The sequence below is a fragment of the Streptomyces sp. NPDC057137 genome, assembly GCF_042670825.1.
Taxonomy (GTDB): Bacteria; Actinomycetota; Actinomycetes; order Streptomycetales; family Streptomycetaceae; genus Streptomyces.
Genome location: NZ_JBHUUW010000026.1, coordinates 40,887 through 67,493 on the forward strand (window position 1 = coordinate 40,887; position 26,607 = coordinate 67,493).

Annotated in this window: 23 protein-coding genes; 15 read left to right on the forward strand and 8 right to left on the reverse strand. The window is 71.0% G+C overall.

The genetic code is table 11. The features are described from left to right. Nucleotides 1-7: 7 nt before the first annotated feature. From ACFT9I_RS21310 to ACFT9I_RS21320, 3 genes are all read left to right on the forward strand, one after another. The gene (locus ACFT9I_RS21310; protein WP_382566381.1) at nt 8-904 is read left to right on the forward strand and encodes a diacylglycerol kinase; all 897 of its coding nucleotides are present in this window, start codon (nt 8-10) and stop codon (nt 902-904) included. A 69-nt stretch (nt 905-973) separates the two neighbouring features. Next, nucleotides 974-3,802 (forward strand): DEAD/DEAH box helicase, encoded by a 2,829-nt coding sequence (locus ACFT9I_RS21315; protein WP_382566457.1) that lies wholly within the window; start codon nt 974-976, stop codon nt 3,800-3,802. A 162-nt stretch (nt 3,803-3,964) separates the two neighbouring features. Next, a complete protein-coding gene (locus tag ACFT9I_RS21320; RefSeq protein WP_382566383.1) occupies nt 3,965-4,249 on the forward strand; it encodes a DUF6355 family natural product biosynthesis protein in 285 nt (94 codons plus the stop codon). An 81-nt stretch (nt 4,250-4,330) separates the two neighbouring features. On the opposite strand, the gene ACFT9I_RS21325 is transcribed toward ACFT9I_RS21320, so the two are convergent. The 3 genes from ACFT9I_RS21325 to ACFT9I_RS21335 all read right to left on the reverse strand — a co-directional run bounded on the left by ACFT9I_RS21325 (nt 4,331) and on the right by ACFT9I_RS21335 (nt 7,677). After that, on the reverse strand, nt 4,331-5,290 hold the full coding sequence (locus tag ACFT9I_RS21325) for an ADP-ribosylglycohydrolase family protein (protein WP_382566384.1): 960 nt from the start codon (nt 5,288-5,290) through the stop codon (nt 4,331-4,333). A 43-nt stretch (nt 5,291-5,333) separates the two neighbouring features. Further along, nucleotides 5,334-5,984, reverse strand: a complete 651-nt coding sequence (locus ACFT9I_RS21330; RefSeq protein WP_382566386.1) for a fasciclin domain-containing protein — start codon at nt 5,982-5,984, stop codon at nt 5,334-5,336. A gap of 64 nt (nt 5,985-6,048) precedes the next feature. Next, the gene (locus ACFT9I_RS21335) at nt 6,049-7,677 is read right to left on the reverse strand and encodes a molybdopterin-dependent oxidoreductase (RefSeq protein ID WP_382566458.1); all 1,629 of its coding nucleotides are present in this window, start codon (nt 7,675-7,677) and stop codon (nt 6,049-6,051) included. Between the two features lie 226 nt (nt 7,678-7,903). On the opposite strand from ACFT9I_RS21335, the gene ACFT9I_RS21340 reads away from it, so the two are divergent. From ACFT9I_RS21340 to ACFT9I_RS21360, 5 genes are read left to right on the forward strand one after another with little or no spacing between them, the layout of a single operon-like run. After that, nucleotides 7,904-9,211, forward strand: a complete 1,308-nt coding sequence (locus tag ACFT9I_RS21340) for an NAD(P)/FAD-dependent oxidoreductase (protein WP_382566388.1) — start codon at nt 7,904-7,906, stop codon at nt 9,209-9,211. Continuing rightward, nucleotides 9,208-9,987, forward strand: coding sequence for a DUF1365 domain-containing protein (locus tag ACFT9I_RS21345; protein ID WP_382566390.1), 780 nt, complete (start codon nt 9,208-9,210; stop codon nt 9,985-9,987). The genes ACFT9I_RS21340 and ACFT9I_RS21345 overlap by 4 nt, the downstream gene beginning before the upstream one ends. Then, the gene (locus ACFT9I_RS21350; protein ID WP_382566392.1) at nt 9,984-11,303 is read left to right on the forward strand and encodes a class I SAM-dependent methyltransferase; all 1,320 of its coding nucleotides are present in this window, start codon (nt 9,984-9,986) and stop codon (nt 11,301-11,303) included. Before ACFT9I_RS21345 ends, ACFT9I_RS21350 begins: the two co-directional genes overlap by 4 nt. Then, entirely contained in the window at nt 11,300-12,655 is a 1,356-nt protein-coding gene (locus ACFT9I_RS21355; protein ID WP_382566393.1) for a class I SAM-dependent methyltransferase, read from the forward strand. The genes ACFT9I_RS21350 and ACFT9I_RS21355 overlap by 4 nt, the downstream gene beginning before the upstream one ends. Further along, nucleotides 12,652-13,458, forward strand: a complete 807-nt coding sequence (locus ACFT9I_RS21360; protein ID WP_382566395.1) for a DUF1295 domain-containing protein — start codon at nt 12,652-12,654, stop codon at nt 13,456-13,458. Before ACFT9I_RS21355 ends, ACFT9I_RS21360 begins: the two co-directional genes overlap by 4 nt. Before the next feature lie 97 nt (nt 13,459-13,555). Here ACFT9I_RS21360 and ACFT9I_RS21365 read toward each other — a convergent pair whose 3' ends face one another. Next, complete coding sequence (locus ACFT9I_RS21365) at nt 13,556-14,305, reverse strand: anti-sigma factor domain-containing protein (RefSeq protein WP_382566397.1); 750 nt, start codon at nt 14,303-14,305, stop codon at nt 13,556-13,558. After that, nucleotides 14,302-14,886, reverse strand: a complete 585-nt coding sequence (locus ACFT9I_RS21370; protein ID WP_382566399.1) for a sigma-70 family RNA polymerase sigma factor — start codon at nt 14,884-14,886, stop codon at nt 14,302-14,304. The genes ACFT9I_RS21365 and ACFT9I_RS21370 overlap by 4 nt, the downstream gene beginning before the upstream one ends. A 242-nt stretch (nt 14,887-15,128) precedes the next feature. Between ACFT9I_RS21370 and ACFT9I_RS21375 the strand changes: the two genes are divergently transcribed. From ACFT9I_RS21375 to ACFT9I_RS21385, 3 genes are all read left to right on the forward strand, one after another. After that, nucleotides 15,129-15,779, forward strand: a complete 651-nt coding sequence (locus tag ACFT9I_RS21375; protein WP_382566400.1) for a PadR family transcriptional regulator — start codon at nt 15,129-15,131, stop codon at nt 15,777-15,779. 200 nt (nt 15,780-15,979) lie between these two features. Then, complete coding sequence (locus tag ACFT9I_RS21380; protein WP_382566402.1) at nt 15,980-17,068, forward strand: ATP-binding cassette domain-containing protein; 1,089 nt, start codon at nt 15,980-15,982, stop codon at nt 17,066-17,068. After that, nucleotides 17,065-17,844: an ABC transporter permease gene (locus ACFT9I_RS21385; RefSeq protein ID WP_382566404.1), complete on the forward strand. Its 780-nt coding sequence runs from the start codon at nt 17,065-17,067 to the stop codon at nt 17,842-17,844. Before ACFT9I_RS21380 ends, ACFT9I_RS21385 begins: the two co-directional genes overlap by 4 nt. Nucleotides 17,845-17,948: 104 nt before the next feature. Here ACFT9I_RS21385 and ACFT9I_RS21390 read toward each other — a convergent pair whose 3' ends face one another. Together ACFT9I_RS21390 and ACFT9I_RS21395 are read right to left on the reverse strand one after the other, a co-directional pair. After that, entirely contained in the window at nt 17,949-18,797 is an 849-nt protein-coding gene (locus tag ACFT9I_RS21390) for a siderophore-interacting protein (protein ID WP_382566406.1), read from the reverse strand. Between the two features lie 115 nt (nt 18,798-18,912). Continuing rightward, a complete protein-coding gene (locus ACFT9I_RS21395) occupies nt 18,913-19,818 on the reverse strand; it encodes a 5'-3' exonuclease H3TH domain-containing protein (RefSeq protein ID WP_382566459.1) in 906 nt (301 codons plus the stop codon). A 287-nt stretch (nt 19,819-20,105) separates the two neighbouring features. On the opposite strand from ACFT9I_RS21395, the gene ACFT9I_RS21400 reads away from it, so the two are divergent. The 4 genes from ACFT9I_RS21400 to ACFT9I_RS21415 all read left to right on the forward strand — a co-directional run bounded on the left by ACFT9I_RS21400 (nt 20,106) and on the right by ACFT9I_RS21415 (nt 25,431). Continuing rightward, a complete protein-coding gene (locus ACFT9I_RS21400; protein WP_382566407.1) occupies nt 20,106-21,263 on the forward strand; it encodes a glycine betaine/L-proline ABC transporter ATP-binding protein in 1,158 nt (385 codons plus the stop codon). After that, on the forward strand, nt 21,256-23,877 hold the full coding sequence (locus ACFT9I_RS21405) for an ABC transporter permease/substrate binding protein (protein ID WP_382566409.1): 2,622 nt from the start codon (nt 21,256-21,258) through the stop codon (nt 23,875-23,877). The genes ACFT9I_RS21400 and ACFT9I_RS21405 overlap by 8 nt, the downstream gene beginning before the upstream one ends. Before the next feature lie 270 nt (nt 23,878-24,147). Beyond that, a complete protein-coding gene (locus ACFT9I_RS21410) occupies nt 24,148-24,699 on the forward strand; it encodes a helix-turn-helix domain-containing protein (RefSeq protein WP_382566411.1) in 552 nt (183 codons plus the stop codon). 15 nt (nt 24,700-24,714) lie between these two features. Next, entirely contained in the window at nt 24,715-25,431 is a 717-nt protein-coding gene (locus ACFT9I_RS21415; protein ID WP_382566413.1) for a helical backbone metal receptor, read from the forward strand. On the opposite strand, the gene ACFT9I_RS21420 is transcribed toward ACFT9I_RS21415, so the two are convergent. Beyond that, nucleotides 25,370-26,545 carry a TDT family transporter gene (locus tag ACFT9I_RS21420; protein ID WP_382566415.1) on the reverse strand — a complete coding sequence of 392 codons (1,176 nt, stop codon included), beginning with the start codon at nt 26,543-26,545 and terminating at the stop codon, nt 25,370-25,372. The two genes, ACFT9I_RS21415 and ACFT9I_RS21420, sit on opposite strands and share 62 nt — an antisense overlap. Nucleotides 26,546-26,607 lie beyond the last annotated feature (62 nt).

Sequence of the window (26,607 nt, forward strand, 5' to 3'; positions counted from 1 at the left end):
CCGACCTGTGACCAGTGAGATCAGTCTGTTCGTCAATCCCACCGCCGGGCGCGGCAGGGGCGCGCGTGCCGCGCAGCCGGCCGCCCGCGCGCTCAGGGACGCGGGGTACTCCGTCCGTACGGTGCTCGGCTCCGACGCCGACGACGCGCTGCGGCGCGCACGTGAGGCCGTCGCGGCGGGCACCGGCGCGCTGATCGCCGTCGGCGGGGACGGTCTGGTGTCCCTCGCCCTCCAGGCCGTGGCCGGTACGGACACTCCGCTCGGCGTCGTCGCGGTCGGCACCGGCAACGACTTCGGCCGGGCACTGGGCCTGCCGGTCCGCGACCCCGCGGCGGCCGGCCGGATCGCGGCCGACGCGCTCAAGAACGCCGGGATCCGGGAGCTGGACCTGGGGCGGGTCGCCGGCCGCTGGTTCGGGACCGTCCTCGCCTCCGGCTTCGACTCACGCGTCAACGACCGCGGCAACCGCATGCGTTGGCCGAACGGCCGCTTCAAGTACGACCTGGCCATGGTGGCCGAACTGGCCGCCTTCAGGCCCGTCCCGTACCGCATGACCCTGGACGACGGCACCGAACGGGAGATCGAGGCGACCCTGGTCGCCGTCGGCAACGGCCCCTCCTACGGAGGCGGCATGCGGATCTGCGCGGACGCCGCCATGGACGACGGTCTCTTCGACGTGACCGTCGTCGGCGACTGCAGCCGCGCCACGCTCCTGAAGGTCTTTCCGCGCGTCTACCGGGGCACCCACCTCGGCCACCCCAAGGTCACCGTCCACCGCACCGCGAAGATCACCCTCGCCGCCCCCGGCCTCACCGGCTACGCCGACGGGGAGTCGCTCGGCCCGCTGCCCCTGACCGCGGAGTGCGTCGCCGGGGCCGTACGGGTGCTCGCCCCCGGCCCCTGACGGGGCCCCGCCAGCTCGCCGATAAAGATCGCCTGACTGTCAGAGGGGACGGGTAGGCTCGTGAGCAAGATGACAGAGGACCTCACACCGGCCGAGCGTTACGCCGCAGCTCGGATCCGCGCAGCCGAGCAGGCCACCGCACTCGCGCCGTTCCGCGAGATGTACGACTTCGGCCTCGATCCGTTCCAGATCGAGGCCTGCCAGGCCCTGGAGTCGGGCAAGGGCGTGCTGGTCGCGGCGCCCACCGGTTCCGGCAAGACGATCGTCGGTGAGTTCGCCGTGCACCTGGCCCTCGCCGAGGGCCGTAAATGCTTCTACACCACGCCCATCAAGGCACTGTCCAACCAGAAGTACGCGGATCTGGCGAAACGCTACGGCGCGGACAAGGTCGGGCTGCTGACCGGCGACAACAGCGTCAATTCCGATGCTCCGGTGGTCGTCATGACCACCGAGGTCCTGCGCAACATGCTCTACGCGGGCTCGCAGTCGCTGACCGGCCTCGGCTATGTCGTGATGGACGAGGTGCACTACCTCTCCGACCGCTTCCGGGGCGCCGTCTGGGAAGAGGTGATCATCCACCTCCCCGAGTCCGTGACCCTGGTGTCCCTGTCGGCGACGGTCTCCAACGCCGAGGAGTTCGGTGACTGGCTGGACACCGTCCGTGGCAGCACCGAGGTGATCGTCTCCGAGCACCGCCCCGTACCGCTGTGGCAGCACGTCTTCGCGGGCCGCCGGATGTACGACCTCTTCGAGGAGAGCACCGACCACGGAGGCCGTGGCGGGGCCCGCCGCGAGGTCAACCCGGATCTCTCCCGGCTGGCCCGCATGGAGAATCAGAAGACGTACAACCCGAAGGACCGCCGGCGCGGCAAGATGGTCCGCGAGGCCGACCGGGAGCGCGAGCGCAGACAGCGCGGCCGGATCTGGACGCCGGGCAGGCCCGAGGTCATCGAGCGGCTCGACGCCGAGGACCTGCTGCCCGCCATCACCTTCATCTTCAGCCGGGCCGGCTGCGAGGCCGCCGTACAGCAGTGCATGTACGCCGGGCTGCGGCTCAACGACGACGCCCGGCGGGCCAGGGTCCGCGAGATCGTGGAGGCGCGCACCGCCTCCATCCCCACCGAGGACCTGCATGTCCTGGGGTATTACGAATGGCTGGAGGGCCTGGAGCGCGGCATCGCCGCCCACCACGCCGGCATGCTCCCGACGTTCAAGGAAGTCGTCGAGGAGCTGTTCGTACGGGGCCTGGTCAAGGCCGTGTTCGCCACGGAGACCCTGGCGCTCGGCATCAACATGCCCGCCAGGTCCGTCGTCCTGGAGAAGCTCGTCAAGTGGAACGGCGAGCAGCACGCCGACATCACGCCCGGTGAGTACACCCAGCTGACCGGCCGGGCCGGCCGGCGCGGCATCGACGTCGAGGGCCACGCGGTGGTCCTGTGGCAGCGCGGCATGGACCCGGGCGCGCTCGCCGGCCTGGCGGGCACGCGCACGTACCCGCTGCGCTCCAGCTTCCGGCCGTCGTACAACATGGCGGTCAATCTGGTGCAGCAGTTCGGCCGGCACCGCTCGCGCGAGCTGCTGGAGACCTCGTTCGCCCAGTTCCAGGCGGACAAGTCGGTCGTCGGGATCTCCCGGCAGGTCCAGAAGAACGAAGAGGGGATGGAGGGCTACCGGGCGGGCATGACCTGCCACTTGGGGGACTTCGAGGAGTACGCGCGGCTGCGCCGCGACCTCAAGGACCGCGAGACGGAGCTGGCCAAGCAGGGCGCCGTGCAGCGGCGGGCCGCCGCCGCGTCCTCGCTGGAGAAGCTCAAGCCGGGCGATGTCATCCATGTCCCGACCGGCAAGTTCGCCGGTCTCGCGCTGGTGCTCGACCCCGGACTGCCGGCCGGGCGGGCTAACGGACACCGGGGCGTGGAGTATCACGACGGCCCGAGGCCGCTGGTCCTGACCGCCGAGCGGCAGGTCAAGCGGCTCGCGTCGATGGACTTCCCGGTGCCTGTCGAGGCGCTGGACCGGATGCGGATCCCCAAGAGCTTCAACCAGCGCTCGCCGCAGTCGCGCCGCGACCTGGCGTCCGCGCTGCGCACGAAGGCCGGTCATGTCGTGCCGGAGCGGCACCGCAAGGGGCGCGCGCCGGCCGCCGACGACCGTGAGATCGCCCGGCTGCGTTCGGAGTTGCGCGCGCACCCGTGCCACGGCTGCGACGAGCGCGAGGACCACGCGCGCTGGGCCGAGCGCTACCACCGGCTGCAGCGGGACACCCGGCAGCTGGAGCGGCGGATCGAGGGCCGTACGAACACCATCGCCCGCACCTTCGACCAGATCGTCGCCCTCCTCACGGAGATGGACTATCTGCGCGGCGACGAGGTCACGGGCAACGGCAAGCGGCTCGCCCGGCTCTACGGCGAGCTGGACCTCCTCGCCAGCGAGTGCCTGCGCGAAGGCGTGTGGGAAGGACTCTCCCCGGCGGAACTGGCCGCGTGCGCCTCGGCGTTGGTCTTCGAGGCGCGCCAGTCGGACGACGCGGTGGCGCCCCGGCTTCCCAGCGGCGCATCGAAGGCCGCCCTCGGCGAGATGGTCCGCATCTGGGGCCGCCTCGACGCGCTGGAGGAGGACTTCAAGATCAACCAGGCGGAGGGGGTCGGCCAGCGCGAGCCCGACCTCGGCTTCGCCTGGGCCGTGCACATGTGGGCGTCGGGCAAGGGGCTCGACGAGGTGCTGCGTGACGCCGAGATGCCGGCGGGCGACTTCGTCCGCTGGTGCAAGCAGGTGATCGACGTCCTCGGACAGATCGCCGCGGCGGCGCCCCGCGAGAACAGCACGGTCGCGAAGAACGCACGCAAGGCGGTCGACGGGGTACTGCGCGGGGTGGTGGCGTACACCTCGGTGGGGTGAGGGTGACGGCGGGGGCGTGAGTCGCCCGGGGAGTCGTCCAGTTCAGTGATCTGACGGCCACGTGCGGGTGAATGAAGCGGCTACACAGGGTAGTTGATGGGATGCTCTCCGTGCGCACCGATTCCGGTGCCGGGTTCCACGCCCTCAACAAGGAGTAGCCGCATGCGCGTTCGTCAGTCCCTCCCCGCCCTCGTCGGCGCCGTCGCCATGGTCCTGGGAATGTCCACGGCGGCGACCGCCGCCCCGTCGGCCGCCGCGACGCCCTGCGGCTACTACGCGTCGTCCAGCGACTCGTACTACAACCACTGCACCAACGACGGCTCGCGCATCGTCATCGAGGTCGAGGTGTCGGGCTGGAACTACGAGCAGTGTGTGGGCCCCGGCGTCACCTGGCTCGGCTCGACCAGCAAGGTCAGCGACGCGTGGTACGTCGGACGCACCTGCTGACACCGACTCGCGCACCGTCGCGCCGATGCGGGGCCCGGACATCCGCTGTCCGGGCCCTCCGTCATGCGGGGACCACGGACGTCAGGCCGCCAACCGCCCGGCGAGCCGGACCAGTTCCGGCGTACGCAGCACGCGGTCGCCGTAACCGGGCAGCGGCACATGGAGCGGGTCCGTCCAGCGCCGGGGGATCGCGGCGAAGCCGTACACGGCGCCCGCGAGCGCGCCGGTGACCGCCGCGACCGTGTCCGTGTCGCCGCCCAGATCGATCGCCGCCCCCAGCGAAGCCTCGAACGAGCCGGTCGTCCGCAGCGCCCAGAGCGCCGAGCCCAGACACGGCCACACCGCGCCGTTGAACTCCGTCGCCTCGTCCGGGTGCCAGCCGGGGTCGAGCACGGTCGCCCAGCGCGGACGGTGGTCCTCGCGTACGTCAGGGAGCACGCCGGGCACGGCGGCCACCGGATCACCGCCGTCCAGTGCCACCCGGATCAGCTCGTGCAGCACGGCCGTGCCCTCCCAGGCCGCCGAGTCGCCGTGGGTGAGCGCCGCGATCCGGCGGGCGGCCGCCATGGTGGCGTCGCGGCCCGCGGCGGCGAAGTGCACGGCGGGGGTGGCCGCGCGCATCAACGAGCCGTTGCCGGCGGCCCGTCCGGAGTACTGGAAGTGGAGGGGCGCCGCGAGATCCCAGGGGTCGCCGCTCAGCAGGACCTGTTCCGTCTGGAGCCCGATGTCCTTGGGGTCGGCCGCGGCCCAGCGCCGGAACCGGTCGAAGATGTCGGGCAGTTCGAGGCCGCCGCGTTCCAGCAGCGACTCACCGATCAGCACCGCCATCTGTGTGTCGTCCGTGGCCTCGCCCGGATCCCAGCCGCCGCCTCCGCACATCTCGCCCACGCCGTCCGGGAAGCGGGCGGTGAAGACCCCGGCGGGGCCGAACTCGAAAGGTGCTCCGAGCGCGTCGCCGACGGCTGAGCCGACGACCGCTCCGAGCACCCGATTCGTTCGAGCCGTTCCGCCCGTGGGGGCCGGCCGATCCAAGGGGGTCATCCGGCCAGGATAAGGAGACCCGACAACCCCCTTGAGCGCGGGACTACTTCGGCATCAGCACCGTGTCGATGATGTGCACCGTGGCGTTGGCCGTGGGGACGTCGCCGCAGACAACACTGGCCGAGTCGTTCACCTTGTATTCGTCGCCGGAGCCCGCCGTGGTCAGCGTGCTCTTCTGGAGGGTGTCGTACGTGCCGCTCGCCAGCTGCTCCTTGGCCAGCTTCTCGCCCACGACGTGGTACGTGAGGATCTTGGTGAGCATGGCCTTGTCCGCGAGGACCGCGTCCAGGTCGGCCTTCGGGATCTTGGCGAAGGCGGCGTTGGTGGGCGCGAACACCGTGATGTTCTCAGCGGTGTTGAGGGTGTCGACCAGGCCGGCCTTCTTCACCGCGGTGACCAGGGTGGACAGCTCCGGGTTGTTGGACGCGGCGGTCGCCACGGGCGCCTGGCCCATGCCGTCGAAGCTGCCGGGGCCGGTCTTCGGCACCGAGGCGCAGGCCGGGCCGAACGGCGCGTCCGCGGTGTCGCCCGCGGCGTCGTCGGCCGTGTCCTCCGAGGCCGCGGTCTCCTCGGCGGCGGACGAGGACTCCGACTTGGTGTCCTTGTCGTCGCTGGAACAGGAGGTGAGCGTCAGCGGAAGGGCGACAGCGGCGACAACGGTGACGGCGACACGCTGGAAACGGGTGATCTTCATGTGAATCTCCTTGGAAGGTGGTGCGGTTGACAAGGGGTGTCGTGCGGTATTCGGCGGAGCGGACTCAGTCGACGGCGACCACCACCGAGTGCCAGCCGGTCGCGCCGTCGGGTACCGTCCCCACGCGCTTGTCCGTCTGGGTGTCGCCGTCCCGGTCCGTCGCACGGACTTCGAGCGTGTGGCTGCCGGAGGTGGCGGGCCACTCCCACATCCACTGGCGCCAGGTGTCCTCGGTGTCCTGGGCGGCGAGCTTGGCCGGGTTCCAGTCCCCGCCGTCCACGCGTACCTCGACCCGCTCGATACCGCGGTGCTGCGCCCACGCCACGCCGGCGACGGGCACCCTGCCCGCCTTCGGCGAGGCGAACGGGCGCGGCGTGTCGATCCGCGACTGGGTCTTGATGGGCGCCTCGCGGGACCAGGAGCGCTTGACCCAGTACGCGTCGTAGTCCGCGAACGTGGTCAGTTCGAGGTCTTCCAGCCACTTGCACGCCGACACGTATCCGTACAGGCCGGGGACGACCATGCGGACCGGGAAGCCGTGGTCGAACGGCAGGGGTTCGCCGTTCATACCGACCGCGAGCATCGCGTCGCGGCCGTCCATGACCGCGTCGACGGGGGTGCCGATGGTCATGCCGTCCACGGAGCGGGACACCAACTGGTCGGCGGGACCGCCCTTCGACGGCGGTTTCACACCGGCCTCACGCAGCAGATCGGCCAGGGGGACGCCGATCCAGCGGGCGTTGCCGACGTACGGGCCGCCGACCTCGTTGGAGACACAGGTCAGCGTGATGTCCCGCTCGATCAGCCTCCGTCGGAGGAGATCCCGGAAGCTGAGGGTGAGCGGCCGGGGGACGCCCTTGCCGTGGATGCGCAGACGCCAGCTGTCGGCGTCCACACGGGGCACGACCAGGGCGGTGTCCACCCGGTAGAAGTCCTTGTTGGACGTGGTGAAGGAACTCAGGCCGCGTAGCTTCAGATCCGAGCCCGCCGGTATCGGCGGGGCCGGTGAGGACGGGGCGGGCAGGACGATCGTCCGGCGTGAGGCGGCGGCCTCGGCCGCCCCCGAGGCGTTGAGACGCCGTCCGACGAGGCCCGCTCCGGCCGATGCCGCCGCGGCGGCGGTCGCGGCGATGACGAATCCGCGCCGGTCGAAGGTGCCGGGGTTCGCGCCGGCCGATCCGTCGGTGTCCCCGGTGTCTCCGGTGTCGCCGGTCTCCGCCGCTCGCGTGCTGGTCCCGTCCGTCCCCGGATCCCCATCGGGGGACGGACGGGAGACGAGCCGGCCGGCCAGCAGATACAGCACTCCGCCGGCCACCAGACCGCCCACGATCGAGGGCAGGGCGTCGGAGACGCGGCCGTCGGGCCGCTCCACCGCCGCCAGTGCCCCGATCGCGCCGAAGACCAGGACCGCCGCCGAGCCGACCTTCCGGTACCGCAGCGAGGCCACTCCGACCGCCATGGCGAAGAGCGCCAGGAGGGCCAGGATGCCCAGTTGCAGGACCAGCTTGTCGTCGTTCCCGAAATTCCGGACGGCGAAGTCCTTCACCGGTGCCGGTGTGCGGTCGATGACCGCGCCGCCCACCGCGGTGACGGGACCCGCTTCGGGCCGTACGGCCGCCGAAACCAGCTCGGCGACGCAGAGCGCCGCGAGCCCGGCGATCAACCCGCCGAGCGCGGCCAGGGCGCCGCGCACCACTCGTACGCCACGCGGCACATGGCCGGCCCCGCTCGTCGGATCTTTCTGATCTTCGCTCACACCGGCCATTCGGTGCGAGATGCAAGGCGGATTGGTCTGTCACCCGAAGGAATTAAAAGTAGGACCGGTGGCAGAAAGATCGCTCCCGACACCAATCCGTCGGCCGCTGTGGCTCGAATCCTCCACGAGGGGCTCTGCCCGAAGCCGGACCGGAGGGAGCTGTATGAGTGGGGTGCGCGAACGCCCGCGTACGGCGGTCGTGGGCGGCGGAGTGGCCGGCCTCACCGCCGCGTACGTACTGACGCGCTCGTACGAGGTGTCGCTGTACGAGGCGGAGACCCGCCTCGGCGGCCATGCCCACACGCATGACCTCGCGTCGTCCGACGGCCGGACGCACCGCGTCGACTCCGGGTTCATCGTCCACAACGAACGCACGTATCCGCTGCTGCTGCGGCTGTTCCGGGAACTGGGCGTGGCCACCCAGGAGTCGGAGATGAGCATGTCCGTACGGTGCGACGGCTGCGGGCTGGAGTACGCCGGCGCCCGGGGACTCGCCGGCCTGTTCCCGCGCCCCGGTCAGGTGCTGCGCGGGCGGTATCTGCGGATGCTCACCGAAGTGCCCGCCTTCCACCGGCGGGCGCGGCGGCTGCTCGCCGAGGGGACCGCGCACGGTGCGGACAGGACCGCGGCCGGTGCCGATGACTCCATGACCCTGGCGCGCTTCGTCGCGGACGGCGGCTTCTCGCCGTACTTCGTCGCCCACTTCCTGACCCCGCTCGTCTCGGCCGTCTGGTCCTGCGACGCCGGAACGGCCCTGCGCTACCCGGCCCGCTACCTCTTCCGCTTCCTGGACCACCACGGCCTGCTGTCGGTGACCGGCTCACCGGTGTGGCGCACCGTCAGCGGCGGCTCGCGCGAGTACGTCGAACGCGTCGGCAAGCAGCTCGACGCCGTCCACACGGCGGCTCCGGTCCGGTCCGTCCGGCGCGACCCGCGCGGTGTGGAGCTCACCACGGCCGACGGCGCCACCCGGCGTTACGACTCGGTCGTCATCGCCGTCCACCCCGACCAGGCCCTGCGGCTGCTCGCCGACCCGACCGACGACGAACGCCAGGTGCTCGGCGCCTTCCGCTACTCGCGCAACGCCACCTTGCTGCACACCGACACGAGCGTGCTGCCGCGCAGCCGGGGCGCCCGTGCCTCCTGGAACCTGACCATGCCGTCCTGCGCGGCGGACGCCGGCCGGGTGAGGGTCAGTTACGACATGAACAGGCTGCAACGCATCGACGCCCCCGAGAACTTCGTGGTGTCCCTCAACGGCGCCGACCGCGTCGACGAGGACCGGGTGCTCGCCCGGATGACGTACGAACACCCCGTCTACACACCGGAGTCGGTGGCCGCGCAACGTCGGCTCCCCGCGCTGAGCGGGCCGGTCACGGCGTACGCGGGGGCGTACCACGGGTGGGGATTCCACGAGGACGGCTGCCGTTCGGGTGTCGACGCCGCCGCCGCGCTGGGGGTGACGTGGTGAGCACCGGGGCTCCCGGGACCGCCGGCCCCGGCGCCGTTCCCGCGCTCTACCCGTGCGTCGTCACACATGTGCGGACCGCGCCCAGCCGTTACGCCCTGCGGCTGCGGACCTACATGTGGCTGATCGACCCGGACCGTCCGCCCCGGCTGCCCCGCGTGCTGCGTCCGCTGGCCCGTTTCGACGCACGTGACCACTTCGGCGGCAGGTCGCCGACGATCCGCGCCGGACTGGAGACGTATCTCGCGTCGCGCGGCGTGGAACTGGGCGGCGGACGGGTGGCGATGCTCGCCCACGCCCGGGTCCTCGGCCATGTCTTCAACCCGCTGACCCTCTACTGGTGCCACGCGCCCGGCGGCGAGCCGCTGTGTGTCGTGGCCGAGGTGCACAACACGTACGGAGAGCGGCACTGCTATCTGCTGCGGTCCGGCGACGAGTGCGCGGACGGCGAGGAGAACACCTTCTGGGTGGACAAGGAGCTGTACGTCTCGCCGTTCTTCCCCGTCGACGGCGGTTACCGGATGCGGCTGCCCGAGCCGGGGGAGCGACTGAAGCTGACGGTCCATCTGGAACGTGACGGGGGACGGCCGTTCACCGCGACCGTACGAGGCGCCCGGCGGGCGGCCACCCCGTGGGCCCTGCTGCGGGCCGCGTCGCGCCACCCGGTGTCCACGGCCGTCGTCTCCGCAGGTATCCGCTATCACGGCATCCGTCTCTATCTGCGCGGTCTTCCCGTGCGCCCCCGTCCCCGACACCGCCCCCAGGAGGGTGTGAAATGAGCGTGTTCGTGTCCCCGCCGTCGCCGTCGCCGTCCCCGTCGTCGGCCTCGCCCGAGTCCCCGACGTTCACGGCTCCGTCGGCGGTGACCGCCGTCGACGCGCGGCGCTGGCCGGACGTGGCCCGGCCGCCGCGGGCCTCCTGGCTGCGTACGGCAGTCGCCGAACGTGTGGTCCGGCGCGCGCTGGCCCGGCCGGCGCTACGCGTCAGGCTGGGGAAGAGCGAGACGCTTGGCGTCGGCGAACCGCTGATGGTCGTGCACGAGCCGGCCGCGTTCTTCCGGCGGATCGGTGCCACCGGCCTGATCGGCTTCGGCGAGTCGTACATGGCGGGCGAGTGGGAGGCCGACGACCTCGTCGCCGTCCTGACCGTCCTCGCCGAGAACGCGGCCGTCCTCGTTCCCGCCCCGCTCCAACGGCTGCGCCGGGTCTGGGCGTTGCAGCGGCCCGACGCGCAGCGCAACACCCCTGAGGGCTCGCGCGACAACATCAGTCACCACTACGACCTGTCGAACGAGCTGTTCTCGCTCTTCCTGGACGAGACCCTCTCGTACTCATCGGCCCTCTTCCGGAGCTTCCCCGCCGACGCGTCACTGCTGCCCGCCGCGCAGCACCGCAAGATCGACCGGCTCCTCGACGAGGCGCGGGTCGGCCCCGGCACGCGGCTGCTCGAAATCGGCACCGGCTGGGGCGAGTTGGCCATACGGGCGGCCGCACGCGGCGCGCGGGTCGTCACCGTGACGCTCTCCCAGGAGCAGCTGGCCCTCGCCGAGAGGCGGATCGAGGCGGCCGGCCTGACGGACCGGGTGACGGTACAGCTGCGGGACTACCGGCAGGTGCAGGGCACCTACGACGCCGTCGTCAGCGTCGAGATGATCGAGGCGGTGGGGGAGGAGTTCTGGCCGGAGTACTTCACCACGCTGGACAGGCTGCTGGCGCCCGGCGGCCGCATCGCGCTCCAGGCGATCACCATGCCGCACGACCGGCTGTTGGCATCACGCACCACCCACACCTGGATCGGCAAGTACATCTTCCCCGGCGGACTGACACCCTCGGTCGAGGTGATGGAGCAACTGACCGCCTCGCACACGTCGTTGCGGATCGTCGAGCGGGACGGATTCGGGCCGCACTACGCGCAGACGCTCCGGCTGTGGCGGGAGCGGTTCCTCGAACGGGAGGCGGAGGTGGAGGCGTTGGGGTTCGACGCGACGTTCCGGCGTATGTGGACCTTCTATCTCGCCTACTCCGAGGCCGGGTTCCGCTCCGGCTATCTCGATGTGCAGCAACTGGTGCTCGACAGGGAAGGAACGCCCCGATGACAGCCACCCGGCCCGCCCGCGTCCCCCGGCCACGCACCGGCACCGGCACCCGCACCGGAGCAGCCCACCGGCTTCTCCCACTCGCCGAACGGATCCTCGGTGCCCGGCTGCCGGTGCGGTTGCGCGCCTGGGACGGCAGCACCGCCGGCCCCGAGGGCGCCCCGGTGGTCGTTCTCCGCTCGCGCCGTGCCCTGCGCCGACTGGTCTGGCAGCCCGACGAACTGGGCCTGGCCCAGGCGTACATCACCGGCGATCTCGACATCGACGGCGATCTCACCGACGGGCTGCGCACCGTCTGGGGCGCGGCGCGTGAGCGCGGGGCGCGCCCGCCGGAACTCACCCTCGCCGACCGGGCCCGCGCCGTCGGCACCATGCTGCGGCTCGGCGCGCTCGGACCGCGCCCGCCCGTCCCCGCCTCCCGGGCAAGACTCGGCGGCGCGCCGCACAGCAAGGCACGGGACCGGGCCGCGATCAGCCATCACTACGACCTCTCCAACGATTTCTACGCCCTGCTGCTCGACGAGACCATGGCGTACTCCTGCGGCTACTGGACGAAGGACGAGACCGAGGGCAGGACCGTCTACGGCCCCGCCGACGCCCAGCGCGACAAACTGGACCTGGTCTGCCGCAAGCTCGGGCTCGGGCCCGGCTCGACACTGCTGGACATCGGGTGCGGCTGGGGATCTCTCACCCTGTACGCCGCCGAGACGTACAGGACCCGCGTCACCGCCGTGACGCTGGCGGCCGAGCAGGCGCGGTACGTACGCGAACAGGTGACGGCCCGTGGCCTGTCGGAGCTGGTGGAGGTGCGGCTGTCGGACTACCGGGACATCGAGGCCGGTTCGTACGACGCGGTGTCGACCATCGAGATGGGCGAGCACGTCGGCGACGCCGAGTACCCCGGCTTCACCGCCACGCTCCACCGGATGCTGCGGCCCGGAGGACGAGTCCTGGTGCAGCAGATGTCGCGGGGTGCGGTGGCGCCCGGCGGCGGTGCGTTCATCGAGTCGTACATCGCCCCCGACATGCATATGCGCCCGCTCGGCGACACCGTCTCGCTGCTGGAGGGGGCTGGTCTTGAGGTGCGGGCCGCGGAGTCGATGCGCGAGCACTACCCACGGACGATCCGCGCCTGGCACCGCACCCTGGAGGAGCGCTGGGCGGAGTTCGGCACGCTCGTGGGCGAGGAGACCGCGCGTGTCTGGCGGCTGTATCTGGTGGGCAGTGCCCTGGCGTTCGAGGAGGGCCGGATGGGCGTGGACCAGATCCTGGCCGTACGTCCGTCGGTGCGGGGGCGCAGTGACATGCCGCCCACCCCGCGGCACTGGTACGGAGAGGGCGGGACACGGTGAACGGATATCCGTGGGGCGCGTTCGGCCAGGGCGTCGGCCTCGCGGCCCTCGCCGCGCTGGTCGTCATGCTCGTGACCTTCGCGATCGCCGTCGGCAAGGGCCTGCACCGGATCGTCGACATCGCCTGGGGGATCGCGTTCGCGGTCGTCGCCGTGGTCGGCTACGCGGTGTCGGCGGGGGAGGGCGACGACACCCGCCGGCTGCTGGTGACCGTGCTGACCGCCGTGTGGGGGCTGCGGCTGGCCGTCCATATCGCCCGGCGCGGGCGGGGACACGGCGAGGACGCGCGGTACGAGGCGATGCTCGCCAAGGCGCCGGGGAACCGGAATCTGTACGCGCTGCGCATGGTGTATCTGCTGCAAGGGCTGCTGGTCGTGCTGGTGTCGCTGCCCGTGCAGGCAGCGCAGTACATCCCCGGCGGTCTCGGTCCGGTCGCGTTCGCCGGCTGCGCCGTCTGGCTCGTCGGCCTGGTCTTCGAGTCGGTCGGCGACGCCCAGCTCGCCCGGTTCAAGGCCGATCCGGCGAACAAGGGCCGGATCATGGACCGCGGCCTGTGGAGCTGGACCCGGCACCCGAACTACTTCGGTGACTTCTGTGTCTGGTGGGGCCTGTTCCTGATCGTCTGCGACGACCCGGTCGTCGCGGCGGCGACCCTGGTCAGCCCGCTCGTGATGAGCTTCCTGCTGATCAACGGCAGCGGGAAGCGGCTGCTGGAGCGGCACATGGCAGGTCGGCCGGGCTTCGCCGCGTATGCCGCCCGTACGAGTGGGTTCTTTCCGCTGCCGCCTCGTAAGGCGGGCTGACGCACCGCCGACCGACGCCGACGGCCCGCACCCTCGTCATCGGGTGCGGGCCGTCGGTCGAATCTGTCGCTTCCGTCGATCAGGTCGATCAGGTCGGTCAGGTCGGGAAGTTCATCAGCGCCACCGGGTCGGAGGTCGGCTGCGGTGAGCCGCCCGCCGGTTCGACGGTGATGCCCATGCCCGACGCCGCCCCGACGGAACCGGCCATCAGCACCGAGTCCGACGTCGCGGAGGGGTCCATCAGCCCCGCGTCCCGCATCGTGCCGTCGTCGTTGAACCAGAGCTGGTACACCTTGCCGCTGGGCGGTTTCGCCATGCCCGAGGCGATGAACGCCGCCTTGTCCTGTGCGCGCGACACGACGACCGTGCCGGTCGCCCCGTCGGTCAGCCCGCCCGTACGGATCTTGGCGTCGGGCGCCGCGAGCACGGCGGCCAGTGCCTCGGACCGCTGTTGCGAGGCCGACGCCTGCGCGCGGGCGTCCTGGGCCTCCTGGTGCTGCCACACGGCGACTCCGCCGAAGCCGGCCGCGGCGGCGAGGCAGGCCGCCAGCGCGAAGCGCGACAGCGCGCGCCCCTTGGCGGCCGTGCCGCGGGACTCCCGCGTGACCTTGGGCGGTTCCTGGCGCTCGGTGGCGATCCGCCGCAGCACCTGCCGCTTGAGTTCGGGCGGTGGCGTCACGGCCACGGCCAGCCCCAACCGCGTGGTGGTGGCGGCCAGTTCGCGTACCTCCTGGGCGCAGGCCGGGCACACCTCCAGATGCCTCTCGAACTCGGCGCGCTCGTCGGGCGCCAAGGCGTGCAGCGCGTAGGCGCCGGTCAACGTGTGCAGTTCGGCTGTGCTGCTCATGCGCTCACCCCCAGGCAGTCGCGCAGCCGGATCAGTCCGTCGCGCAGTCGTGTCTTGACCGTGCCGAGCGGCACGGCGAGCAGTTCGGCCACTTCCCGGTACGCGAGCCCCTGGTAGTACGCCAGTGTGACCGACTGGCGCTGGAGTTCGGTGAGGGTACGTACACAGCGCCGTACCTGTTCACGCTCCAGCCGGGACTCGACCTGTTCCGTCACCTCGTCGAAGGCCGGTGTCCGGTCCAGCAGCGCCGCCCGGTGCTCGCGGTCGCTGGACGCCTGGGCCGAGCGGACCCGGTCCACCGCGCGCCGGTGCGCGAGGGTCAGTACCCAGGTCATGCCGCTGCCCCGGGACGCCTGGAAGCGCGGTGCGCTGCGCCAGACCTCCAGGAGGACCTCCTGGGTCACCTCCTCAGACTGGGCGGGATCGCGCAGGACGGAGCGGACGAGCCCGAGTACGGGCCCGCAGACCATGTCGTACACACGGGCGAACGCCTCCTGGTCGCCCCGGGCCACCTCGCCCAGCAATTCCTGCAGGTCGGGCCCGGCAGAAGCGGGACCGCCGATATGTACGGCTTGTTTCACGCGGCTGTTCCTCCACGGTGCGGGCGGGCGTGCCGTCCGGCACGGCGGACGGTTTCACCTGCTTGTTCGGAGCCGCGTCCGCGACGGATTGGTCCGGTCTCCGTCCCCACCGGGCCGACCCTCCCTCCCGATCGTGTCATGGCCGGGCAAATTCGCGATATAACGCGGTTGACGGGCGATGTACCTCGCGATATGTTCGTGGCCGAGTATTCGGATCAGGGTAATGCTGAAGAGGGGCGGGTATGGGAGCCAAGCGACGCAAACTCAGCAATCCGCTGGCGCTCGCCGTGATGGCGCTCCTCTCGGAGCGGCCCATGCATCCGTACGAGATCTCCCAGACGCTGCGGCAGCGCGGCAAGGAGAACAGCGTCAAGATCAACTTCGGCTCCCTCTACACCGTGGTCCAGAACCTGGAGAAGCACGGTTACGTGGAGGTCGCCGCCGTCCAGCGGAAGGGCAACCGTCCCGAGCGCACCCTCTACGGCCTCACCGAGGCCGGACACGAGGAGATGCTCGACTGGATGGCCGATCTCGTGGCCGTACCGGCGCGTGAATACCCGCTCTTCGAGACGGCGCTCTCGCTGATCGCGGTCCTGCCGGTGGAGGAGGTCGTGGTCCTCCTGGAGGAGCGGGTCCGGCAGCTGGACATCCAGCACGCGGCCATCAGTGCCGTCCTGACCCAGCTCGGCCGGACGCTTCCGCGGCTCTTCGTCGTAGAGACGGAGTATCAACTGCACATGATGGCGGCCCAGGCCGACTGGATCCGCGGCTTTCTGCGGGAGATCGCCGACGGATCACTCACCGGCCTCGACGGCTGGCGGCAGCTCCACGCGAGCGGGGTCATGCCCGACGAGTGGCAGGAACTGGAGGGCGAAGACCCGCTGAAGAACTGAGGCGGGTGCTGGAGAAGAGAGACGAGAGAGAGTCCCTGGCGGCGCTGTTGACGCAGCCCCGCCAGGGTTACGAACCCCAGACCAGACCGCTCGTGAAAGCGCTCCGGCCATCGAGGTGCGGCACACCAAGGATAGCCCGGCGCTCTTCACGCTGATCGGTTCGGCCTGCTCGGAACCGTTCACCACAGGAGAGCTCTGTCATGACCGACCGCAGTACCGACCGCAGTACCGACCCCAGTACCGACCGCACTGCCGATCGTCCCTCCGGCCGCGGTAGCGGCACGCCCGCCGTGGAGGCGCGCGATCTCGTCAAGACCTACCCGGGCGATGTCACCGCGCTCGCCGGGATGTCCCTCACCGTCGAGGCCGGCACGGTCCTCGGACTGCTGGGGCCCAACGGCGCCGGCAAGTCGACGACCGTCAAGATCCTCACCACCCTGGCCCGCCCCGACAGCGGTACGGCCACCGTCGCCGGGCACGACATCCTGCGCCACCCCGACCGGGTGCGCCGCTCGATCGGCGTCGTCGCCCAGCGCTCCGGCGCCGACCCCATGGCGACCGGCCGCGAGAATCTGGTGCTCCAGGGCCGGCTCTACGGCCTCAAGGGCGCCGAACTGGCCACCCGGGTCGACGCGTTGCTGGACCGCTTCGCCCTCAGCGACGCGGCGAAGCGCCCCGTCAGGGGCTACTCGGGCGGCATGCAGCGCCGTCTCGACGTGGCACTCGGCCTGGTGCACCGGCCCGACGTGCTGTTCCTGGACGAGCCGACCACCGGTCTCGACCCGGAGGCGCGTACGGCCATGTGGGACGAGATAGCCAGGCTCGCCGGTGACGAGGGTCTGACGATCCTGCTGACCACGCACTATCTGGAGGAGGCCGACCGGCTCGCCGAGCGCATCGCCATCGTCGACCGCGGCCGGGTCGTGGTCGAGGGCACCCCGGACGAGCTGAAGGGTGAACTGCACGGCGACGCCGTCCACATGGAGCTGCGCGCCGACGGCGACCGTACGGTGCTGGCCGGGGCGCTCGACCTGCTGCCCGGTGTGCGTGACGTACAGGTCGACGGCCGCAGGGTCAGCGTCCGGGCCGACGACGGCGCGGCCGCCGTACCCGCGCTGCTCGCCGCGCTGGAGCGGTCCGGGGCGGCCGTCGCCGCCGCGACCGTGGCCCGCCCCTCCCTCGACGACGTCTATCTGCGCTACGCCGGACGCCGCTTCGCCGAGGCGGACGCCCAGTTGCCCACCGACGGGTCCGATGTCCCCGCACTCGCCGCCGGAGGCGCCCGATGAGCACCAACACCCTCGCCCAGACCTGGTACATGACGCAGCGTCAGTTCATGGCGCTCCTGCGGCAGCCCATCTTCCTGGTGATCCAGCTGGTCCAGCCGGTGATCTGGCTGTTCCTCTTCGGCAACCTCTTCAAGAAGGTCGTCCAGCTCGGCGGCTTCGGCACCACGTCCTACCTGGACTATCTGATCCCCGGCATCGTGGTGATGAGCGCGCTCGGCTCCAGCATGTGGGCCGGGATGGGCACCTTGGAGGAGATCGAACGCGGGACGCTGAACCGCTTCCTGACCACGCCGGTCAGTCGCAGCGCGCTGATGAACGCCAACGTCGTGCAGAACGGGATCAGCACCGCCGTACAGTCCGTGATCATCCTGCTGCTCGGGAAGCTCGGCGGCGCCGACTATCCGGGCGGTGCGGGCGGACTGCTCGTCCTGCTCGGCTGCGCGATCCTGCTCGGCACGGTCTTCGGGGCGCTGTCCAACGCGATGGGCATGCTGGTACGCCAGCGGGAGTCGATCATCGGCATCAACACCTTCCTGCTGCTGCCGCTGACCTTCCTCTCGTCGGCCTTCATGGCGCCCGCCCAGATGCCGTCCTGGATGGCGAACATCGCGGACTTCAACCCGGTCAACTGGGCCATGGTTGCCGGGCGTTCGGCGATGGCGGCCGATCCCGACTGGGGTGACGTGCTGAGTCGCGGGGGACCGCTGCTGGTGCTCGCGGTCGTCGCGGTCTGGCTCTCGACCCGGACGTTCCGGTCGTACCAGAAGTCCGTCTAGGCCGGTCACGGCGGCCTACCGCCGTGACGTTGTTCTCGGTCGCCGGGCGGGCTTCGGTCCGCCCGGCGAACCGAGGACAGGTGCCGGAGTTCAGGTGCCGGAGGTCAGGCCGTCGAGCCGTCCTCCTGCTCGCGCTCCACCTGCTCGTTCCACTCGCGCTTGACCGCCCGCCACGCCTCGTCGCTCTGGCCCAGCCGCCAGTAGCCCGAGATCGACAGCCGCTCACGCGGGATCTGCCGGTCGTGCCGCAGATGGCGGCGCAGCTCCTTCACGAAACCGGCCTCGCCGTGCACGAAGGCGTGCACGTTACCGGCGGGGAAGTCCAGCGCCCGTACGGCGGCGACCAGCGCCTCGCCGACCGGACGGCTGCCGCGGTGCAGCCAGACCACCTCGGCGTCGGCGGGGGCGGCGATCTTCTGCTCCTCGTCAGCCCCTTCGACCTCGACGAACACGTAGATCCTGGCGTCCTCGGGAGCCTGCTCGACGGACGCGGCGATCGCGGGCAGCGCGCTCTCGTCGCCGACGAACAGATGCCAGTCGGCCGCCGGGTCGGGGGCGTACGACCCGCCGGGGCCCAGGAACAGCACCGTGTCGCCGGGCCGCGCGGCGGCAGCCCAAAGCCCCGCCAGACCCTCGTCGCCGTGCACCACGAAGTCGATCGTGATCTCCCCGGCGGCCCGGTTCCACTCGCGCACCGTGTACGTACGGGTCGCGGGCCACTGCTCGCGGGGGAAGTCCTCGCGGACGCGGTCCATGTCGAACGGCTCGGGATAGCTGACGCCCTCGGGGGCGAAGAGCAACTTGACGTAATGGTCGGTGAACTCGCCCGCTTCGAGCCCGGCGGGTCCGTCGCCGCCGAGAACCAGGCGCACCATGTGCGGCGTGATGCGCTGGCTGCGCACCACCCGTGCCTCGTGGACCTTCGGTGACTTGCGGGCCTGCTGTGCTGCCACGGCGTTTCCCCTGACTGTTGCGGCACGCGACCGCGGCTCTGCGATCGCGCGGTGCTTAGGTATACCTAAGTTAACACTCCGCCGCCGTTCGGGGCGTGATCCGCGGAACCCGCCGTCACTTCCCGAGCGTGGTGAGCAGCCGGTGCAGCGCGTTGTTCAGACCCCAGCGCGCCGCCAGCGCGTCCAGCGTCTCCGGGTCGAGCGGCTCGGCGGGCAGCGCCGGGTCGAAGTCCGGCAGCGGAACATCCCCGGCGACCCGCACCACCGTCGGCGCGACCGCCACATAGGCCCTGGCCTCGTCCAGCCGCTTGCGCTGCGAGGGCGTGAGGCCGGACCGCGGATCATCGACCGCCGCCATGATCCCGGCCAGATCCCCATACGCGTCGAGCAGCTTGGCCGCCGTCTTCTCGCCGATCCCGGGCACACCGGGGAGCCCGTCGCTCGGATCGCCGCGCAGCAGCGCCAGATCCACATAGCCGGACCCGTCGACCCCGTACTTCTCGCGCAGCCACGCCTCGTCCGTCACCTGGAGCGAGCCGACCCCCTTGAGCGGATACAGCACCCGCACCTGGCGGGCGTCGTCCACCAGCTGGTAGAGGTCGCGGTCGCCCGTGATGATGTCCACCGGGCCGGACGCGGCGCCGGTGAGGGTGCCGATCACGTCGTCCGCCTCGTACCCCGCGACGCCGACCCGCGCGATCCCCAGCGCGTCCAGCACGGCCTCGATGATCGGCACCTGCGGCGCGAGCGTGTCCGGCGTCTCCTCCTCGTCCGGCCCCTCCGGCTTCGGAACCGCCACGCGATGCGCCTTGTACGACGGGATCAGATCCACCCGCCACTGCGGCCGCCAGTCGGCGTCCCAGCAGGCCACGAGATCGTGCGGGTGATGGTCCTGGACGAGCCGGGTGATGAAGTCGAGCAGGCCCCGGACCGCGTTGACGGGCGTGCCGTCGGGGGCGCGCACCGAGTCGGGGACCCCGAAATAGGCCCGGAAGTAGAGGGAAGCGGTGTCGAGGAGCATCAGGCGTCGCGTCACACCCCGATGATGCCGTATCCCACTGACAGCGGCGGGACGGTGACTCCCCGACACCGCTCGATCCCCTCTGACCTGCGCGGCAGTGCCGTCGAGTGGTGTGGACCACATAAGCGTTTGGTTCTCATGGGCCAGGGCAGACGCGCATGCGGAGCAGACCCGGGCGCGGACTCTTCAGGGACCGTCGACCGGCCACGCGGGCCGACCCCGTACCGCTCCACGGCCCGCCGGCGGGGGTGGCGGGCCGTTTCTCATTTCGACGGCGTGAGGTATATGTGTCCAGGCTGCAGGCGGAACACCTGTACAAGGTATTCGGCGCACGACCCGAAGAAGCGGTGAGAAAGCTCGAAAGCGGCACGGACCGCGACGAGTTGCGCGCCGACGGTACGACCGCAGCGGTGATCGATGCCTCGTTCTCCGTCGATCCCGGTCAGATATTCGTCGTGATGGGACTCTCCGGATCCGGCAAGTCCACCTTGCTGCGCATGCTCAACGGACTGCTGGAACCGACGGCCGGGCGCGTGCTCTTCGACGGCCAGGATCTGACCGCCCTGAGCGCGGCCGAGCTGCGCACCGTGCGTTCGACCAAGATCAGCATGGTCTTCCAGCACTTCGCGCTCTTCCCGCACCGCAGCGTGCTGGAGAACGCGGGATACGGCCTGGAGGTCCAGGGCGTCCCTCGCGCCGAGCGGAACAGACGCGCCACGCAGGCGCTCGAACTCGCGGGCCTGGCCGGCTGGGAGAAGGCCTGGCCCGACGAGCTGTCCGGCGGTATGCAGCAGCGTGTCGGGCTGGCCCGCGCGCTCGCCACCGACGCGGACCTGCTGCTCATGGACGAGTCGTTCAGCGCGCTCGACCCGCTGATCCGCCGTGACATGCAGGACCAGCTCCTGGAACTCCAGAAGCGGCTGAAGAAGACCATCGTCTTCATCACCCACGACCTCAACGAGGCCATGCGGCTGGGCGACCGGATCGCCGTGATGCGTGACGGCGAGATCGTCCAGCTGGGCACCGCCGAGGACATCCTCGTCACCCCGGCCAACGAGTACGTCGCCTCCTTCACCCAGGACGTCGACCGCTCACGTGTCCTGACCGCCGGCGCGATCATGGCGGACGCCGACACCGCCCATGGCAGCCGTACGGACGACGGCAAGGAACTGCGTACCGACAAGGACGTGCTCGCGGCGGCGCCCGCCACCGTCTCCGCGAGCACCCCGATCATCGAGCTGTTCACCCCCTGCTCGACCAGCTCGGTCCCCGTCGCCGTCGTCGACGAGGAGGGGCGGCTCGTCGGAGTCGTACCGCGCGCCAGGCTGCTCGCCGTACTCGGCGAGCCGATGACGCCCGCCGAAGCGCCCGCGAGCGCGTCGGCGCCCGTGGCCGACGGCGGCCCGGAAACGCTGTCCGTCGGCAAGGAGGCGGCCAGTGCCTAGGCTCCCGCTCGGCGAGTGGGTCGACAGCGCGGTCGACTTCCTCCAGCGCCATCTCTCCTGGCTGTTCGACGCCATCAGCTCACTCGTCACCGGCATGTACGACGCGGTCGACGCGGTGCTCAACGGTCCCGAACCGCTCCTCCTCGCCGGCATCCTGGCCGTGCTCGCCTGGTGGCTGCGCGGTCTGCTCGCGGCCGTGCTCGCCTTCGTCGGTTTCGCGCTCATCGACTCGATCGAGCTGTGGGAACTCGCGATGTCGACGCTCTCGCTGGTGCTCGTCGCGACGATCGTCATCCTGGTCATCGCGGTGCCGCTCGGCGTCTGGGCGTCGCGCTCGGCGACCGTCAGCGCCGTCATCCGGCCCGTGCTCGACTTCATGCAGACGATGCCCGCGATGGTCTATCTGATCCCCGGCATCATCTTCTTCGGCGTCGGCGTGGTCCCCGGCATCATCGCCACGATCATCTTCGCCCTGCCGCCCGGCGTCCGTATGACGGAGCTGGGCATCCGGCAGGTCGACGCCGAACTGGTCGAGGCCGCCGAGGCGTTCGGCACCAGCCCGCGCAACACCCTGCTGCGCGTGCAGCTTCCGCTCGCGCTCCCGACGATCATGGCCGGCATCAACCAGGTGATCATGCTGGGCCTGTCCATGGTCGTCATCGCGGGCATGGTCGGCGGCGGCGGCCTCGGTGGCGCCGTCTACCGCGCCATCGGCAACGTCGACATCGGCCTCGGCTTCGAGGCGGGCGTCTCCATCGTCATCCTGGCGATGTATCTCGACCGGCTGACCGGCGCGCTGGGCCGGCAGGTCTCACCGCTGGGCCGCCGCGCGCTGGCCAAGGCGCAGGCGATGCGCGGTTCGTTGAAGATCTCGGACCACCGGCCGCGCCCCTCGGTCGCGGTGGTCGGTGTGGTCGTTCTCGCGCTCGTCGCGGGCGGCATGAGCATCTTCGGCGGCGACAAGTCCGCGACGGTCGCCGCCGACGGCGACGTCGGCCAGGGCAAGAAGATCAGCATGGGCTACATCCCCTGGGACGAGGGCATCGCCTCCACCTTCCTCTGGAAGGAGCTGCTGGAGCAGCGCGGTTACGAGGTCGAGGCCACCCAGTACGAGGCGGGGGCGCTCTACACCGGCCAGGCCAACGGCCAGATCGACATCCAGACCGACTCCTGGCTGCCGACCACCCACGCCACCTACTGGGACAAGTACCAGGACAAGCTGGAGGACATGGGCTCCTGGTACGACGAGACGTCCCTGGAGCTGTCCGTGCCCAGTTACGTCAAGGGTGTCGACTCGTTGGCTGATCTCAAGGGCAAGGCCGGCCAGTTCAAGGGCCGGATCATCGGCATCGAGCCCAGCGCGGGCGAGATGGGCATTCTCAAGGACAAGGTCCTCAAGGAGTACGGCCTCGAAGGCGAGTACAAGGTCGTCGACGGCTCCACGCCCGGCATGCTGGCCGAGCTGAAGCGCGCGTACGAGAAGAAGGAACCGGTCGTCGTCACGCTCTGGTCCCCGCACTGGGCGTACAACACCTACGACCTGAAGAAGCTCAAGGACCCCAAGGGCACCTGGGGCACGGGCGACGGTGTGCACACGCTCGCCCGCAAGGGCTTCTCCGCCGAGAACCCGAGCGTCGCCAAGTGGCTCAAGAACTTCAAGATGACCGAGAAACAGCTCACCAGTCTTGAGGCGGAGATCCAGGGCGCGGGCAAGGGCAAGGAGCAGGAGGCCGTACGCGCCTGGCTGAAGGACAACCCGGGAGTGGCCGACAAGTGGACCCCGGTCGGCGGCGTCAGCAAGGGCGCGAACGGCAAGGACGAGCGTGAACGGCCCATCGAGGTGGCCTGGTTCCCCTGGGAGGAGGACATCGCGGCCACGTATCTGTGGAAGGCGGTGCTGGAGGACCGGGGCTACAAGATGAACCTCAAGCAGTTCGAGGTCGGTCCGATGTACACGGCGATGTCCCGGGGGCAGATCGACGTCCAGTTCGACGGCTGGCTGCCCAACACGCAGAAGAAGTACTGGGACAAGTACGGCGACAAACTCTCCGACCTCGGCTCCTGGTACGGGCCGACGTCCCTGGAGATCGCCGTGCCCTCCTATGTGAAGGGCGTCGACTCGCTGGCGGATCTGAAGGGCCGTGAGGACGAGTTCAAGGGCCGGATCGTCGGCATCGAGCCCGGCACCGAGACCATGAACATCCTCAAGAACACGGTCCTGCCGGGCTACGGCCTGGACGGCGCCTACAAGGTCGTCGACAGCTCGACGCCCGGCATGCTGGCCGAGCTGGAGCGGGCGTACGCCAAGAAGGAGCCCATCGCGGTCATGCTGTGGACGCCGCACTGGGCCTACAACGAGTACAAGCTGACCAAGCTGAAGGACCCGCTGAAGGCCTTCGGCGAGGGCGACCAGATCCGGACGGTGGGCAACAAGGACTTCCCCAAGAACTATCCGCAGCTGACCGAGTGGTTCAAGGACTTCAAGTTGAGCGAGCAACAGCTCGCCGGCCTGGAGAACGAGATCCAGAAGCGCGGCACGGGACATGAGGAAGAGGCGGTGCAGGCCTGGATGGAGAAGAATCCGGGCATCGCCGATCAGATCGCTCCGCAGTGAGCAGTGCGGTGAGTGGTGCCGTGAGCAGTGCCGTGAGCGGTACGCGGTAGGCGGCGGCGGAAGGCGAGAGGCGGGTACCGCGAGCGGCGGTGCCCGCCTTTTCCGCACCGGTGGACCCCGCTCGCGTCGGACCCCGCTCGCGTAGATTGGAAGCTGTGGCCCTACGGGCCGGTAACCGGATCGAGACGGATCGGCCGCGGGTGGTGCGGACCGCCCGTGCGCGGCCGTCAACTCTGAGAAGATGACGATCCGGCCGGAGGGAGCCCAGACATGGACGACAAGGAAGCGCTCAGGGTGGGCGCCGCCGTCCGCAGGCGGCGCAGGTCCCTCGGGCTGACGCTGGCGGCCGTCGCCGACCGCAGCGGACTGTCCGTACCCTTCCTCAGCCAGATCGAGAACGAACGCGCCCGGCCCAGCCCGCGCTCGCTGGAGCGGGTGGCCGGCGCCCTGGACACCACCATCGCCGCGCTGCACGCCGCGGCCGACTCCGCACGCACGGTCGACGTCGTACGGGCCGACGACAGCGGCGGTACGGGCGTCCGCAGGGTGGCCCGTGGCGGACACCAGCTGCACGCCAAGGAGTACACCGGCGAGCTGGACACCGGGCGCGAGTACCAGCACCGCAACGACGAGGTCATGTACATCGCCGACGGGTCGGTGGAGGTCGAGGCCGAAGGCCGCGCGTACCGCCTGGAGCGCGGCGACACCCTGTATCTGTCCGGCGGGGTCAGGCACCGCTGGCGCGCCACCGACCCCGGTACCCGCATCCTCGTCGTCGCCGTCGCGGAACACATCGACGCGACGTTCGACACCCGGCGCTGAGCGGCGGGCCGCGCCGTGCGGATCGTCTCGCTCGTCCCCTCGCTCACCGAGGCCGTCGCGGTCACCGCGCCCGGACTGCTGGTGGGCGCCACCGACTGGTGCAGCCACCCCGCGGGCCTCGACGTCGTACGCGTGGGCGGCACCAAGAATCCCGACATCGCCGCGATCACCGCGCTGCGCCCCGACCTCGTCGTTGCCAACGAGGAGGAGAACCGCGAGCCGGATCTGGCCGCGCTGCGCGCGGCGGGCATCGAGGTCCTGGTCACCGAGGTGCGCGACCTCGACCAGGCGTTCGCCGAACTGGAGCGGATGCTCGTGACGGGCTGCGGGCTCGCGGTGCCGCGCTGGCTCGACGAGGCGCGTGACGCCTGGGCGGCGGTGCCCGCCCCGCCTCCGTACGGAGACGGGCGCCGGGCGGTCGTACCGATCTGGCGCAGGCCGTGGATGGTGCTCGGCCGGGACACCTTCGCCGGCGATCTGCTCGCCAGGCTCGGCGTGCACAACGTCTACGGCGACCGCGCGGAGCGCTACCCGCGCATCCCGCTCGACGAACTGCGGGCCTCGGGCGCCGACCTGGTCGTCCTGCCCGACGAGCCGTACCGCTTCACCGCCGACGACGGCCCGGAGGCCTTTCCCGGACTGCCGGCCGCGCTGGTCGACGGGCGCCTGCTCACCTGGTACGGGCCGTCACTGGCCGAGGCGCCGGCGGCGCTGCGGGCAGCGCTCCGCTGACCAGGCCATGGACGGTACGGGTCCAGGCGACCGCCCAGGCGGCTGTCAGCAGGGCGAACAGACCGAACGCGAGCCACGAGAAGGCGACCAGGTCCGTGGCGCGGGCCAGCCCGGCGGCGCCGGTCACGCAGGTGCCGATGGGGAAGGTGAAGGCCCACCACGTCATCGAGAACGGCATTCCGCGCCGTATCGCGCGCACCGCCGTCGCGACCGCCAGGGCCAGCCACAGCAGGGCGAAGCCCAGCACCGGGACGCCGTACAGGACGGCGAACGTGTCCAGGCCGGAGAGGCCGGTGATGCTGGAGGGCGCGGCCTCTGCGAAGTGGCCGGCGGCCGTCGTGGACTGCCCGAGCGGGCCGAGTACGAGGAAGAGCGCGGGCGTCAGGGTGACGGGCAGCGGACCGACCAGCATGAGCCTGCCGAAGATCAGCGGCAGCAGGGTGAGGGTGGCGAGCAGGCTCAGTCCGAACAGGGCGATACAGGCGAACAGCAGCGCCTCGCGCCACTGCCCGGCGGGCAGATACGGGATCAGCGCCGGGCCGAGGGCCGCCGACACCATGGGCGCCACGACCGGCAGCAGCCACACCGGGGACGCGTCGGCGGCCCGCACTCGGTGCCGTACCACCATCAGATACGGGATGCCCACGGCTGCGGCCAGGCCGACGAGCGTGCCGACGGTGAAGAGCACGGCGTCCACGGCCACGGCCGCGCTCTCGCCGATCACCTGCCGGCCCACGGTGAGCGTGGCGCCGCCGACCGCGAGCAGCGCCATCGCCGGACATCCGTAGAAGGGCGCCACGGCGGGGTCGAGTATGTGGGCGCGCGCCTGGTCGCGGTGGTGGATCCAGTGCCCGGCGCGGGCGACCAGCACGATCAGGAGCATCACCGCCGACAGTGCCCAGACGGCGACGGAGAAGGCGCGTGATACGGGGGCGAGAGCCGGGCCCCAGGGGAGTGCGGCGCCCGCGCTCGCGACGATCGCGGTGCCCATCACGCTCGCGTACCAGTTGGGCCCGACGTGGCGCAGGGCCGGGTAGCGCCTGGGGCGGGCCGGCGCGAGCGGCTTCATCGGGAACGTCGGGGCGGCCGGGGTGTCCGGGGCGAGGGTGGGCATGCTCGCACCCTCCTCGCTCCGCGGGCTCCCCACCAGGCCCCTTGATGCTATGAGGCCATAAC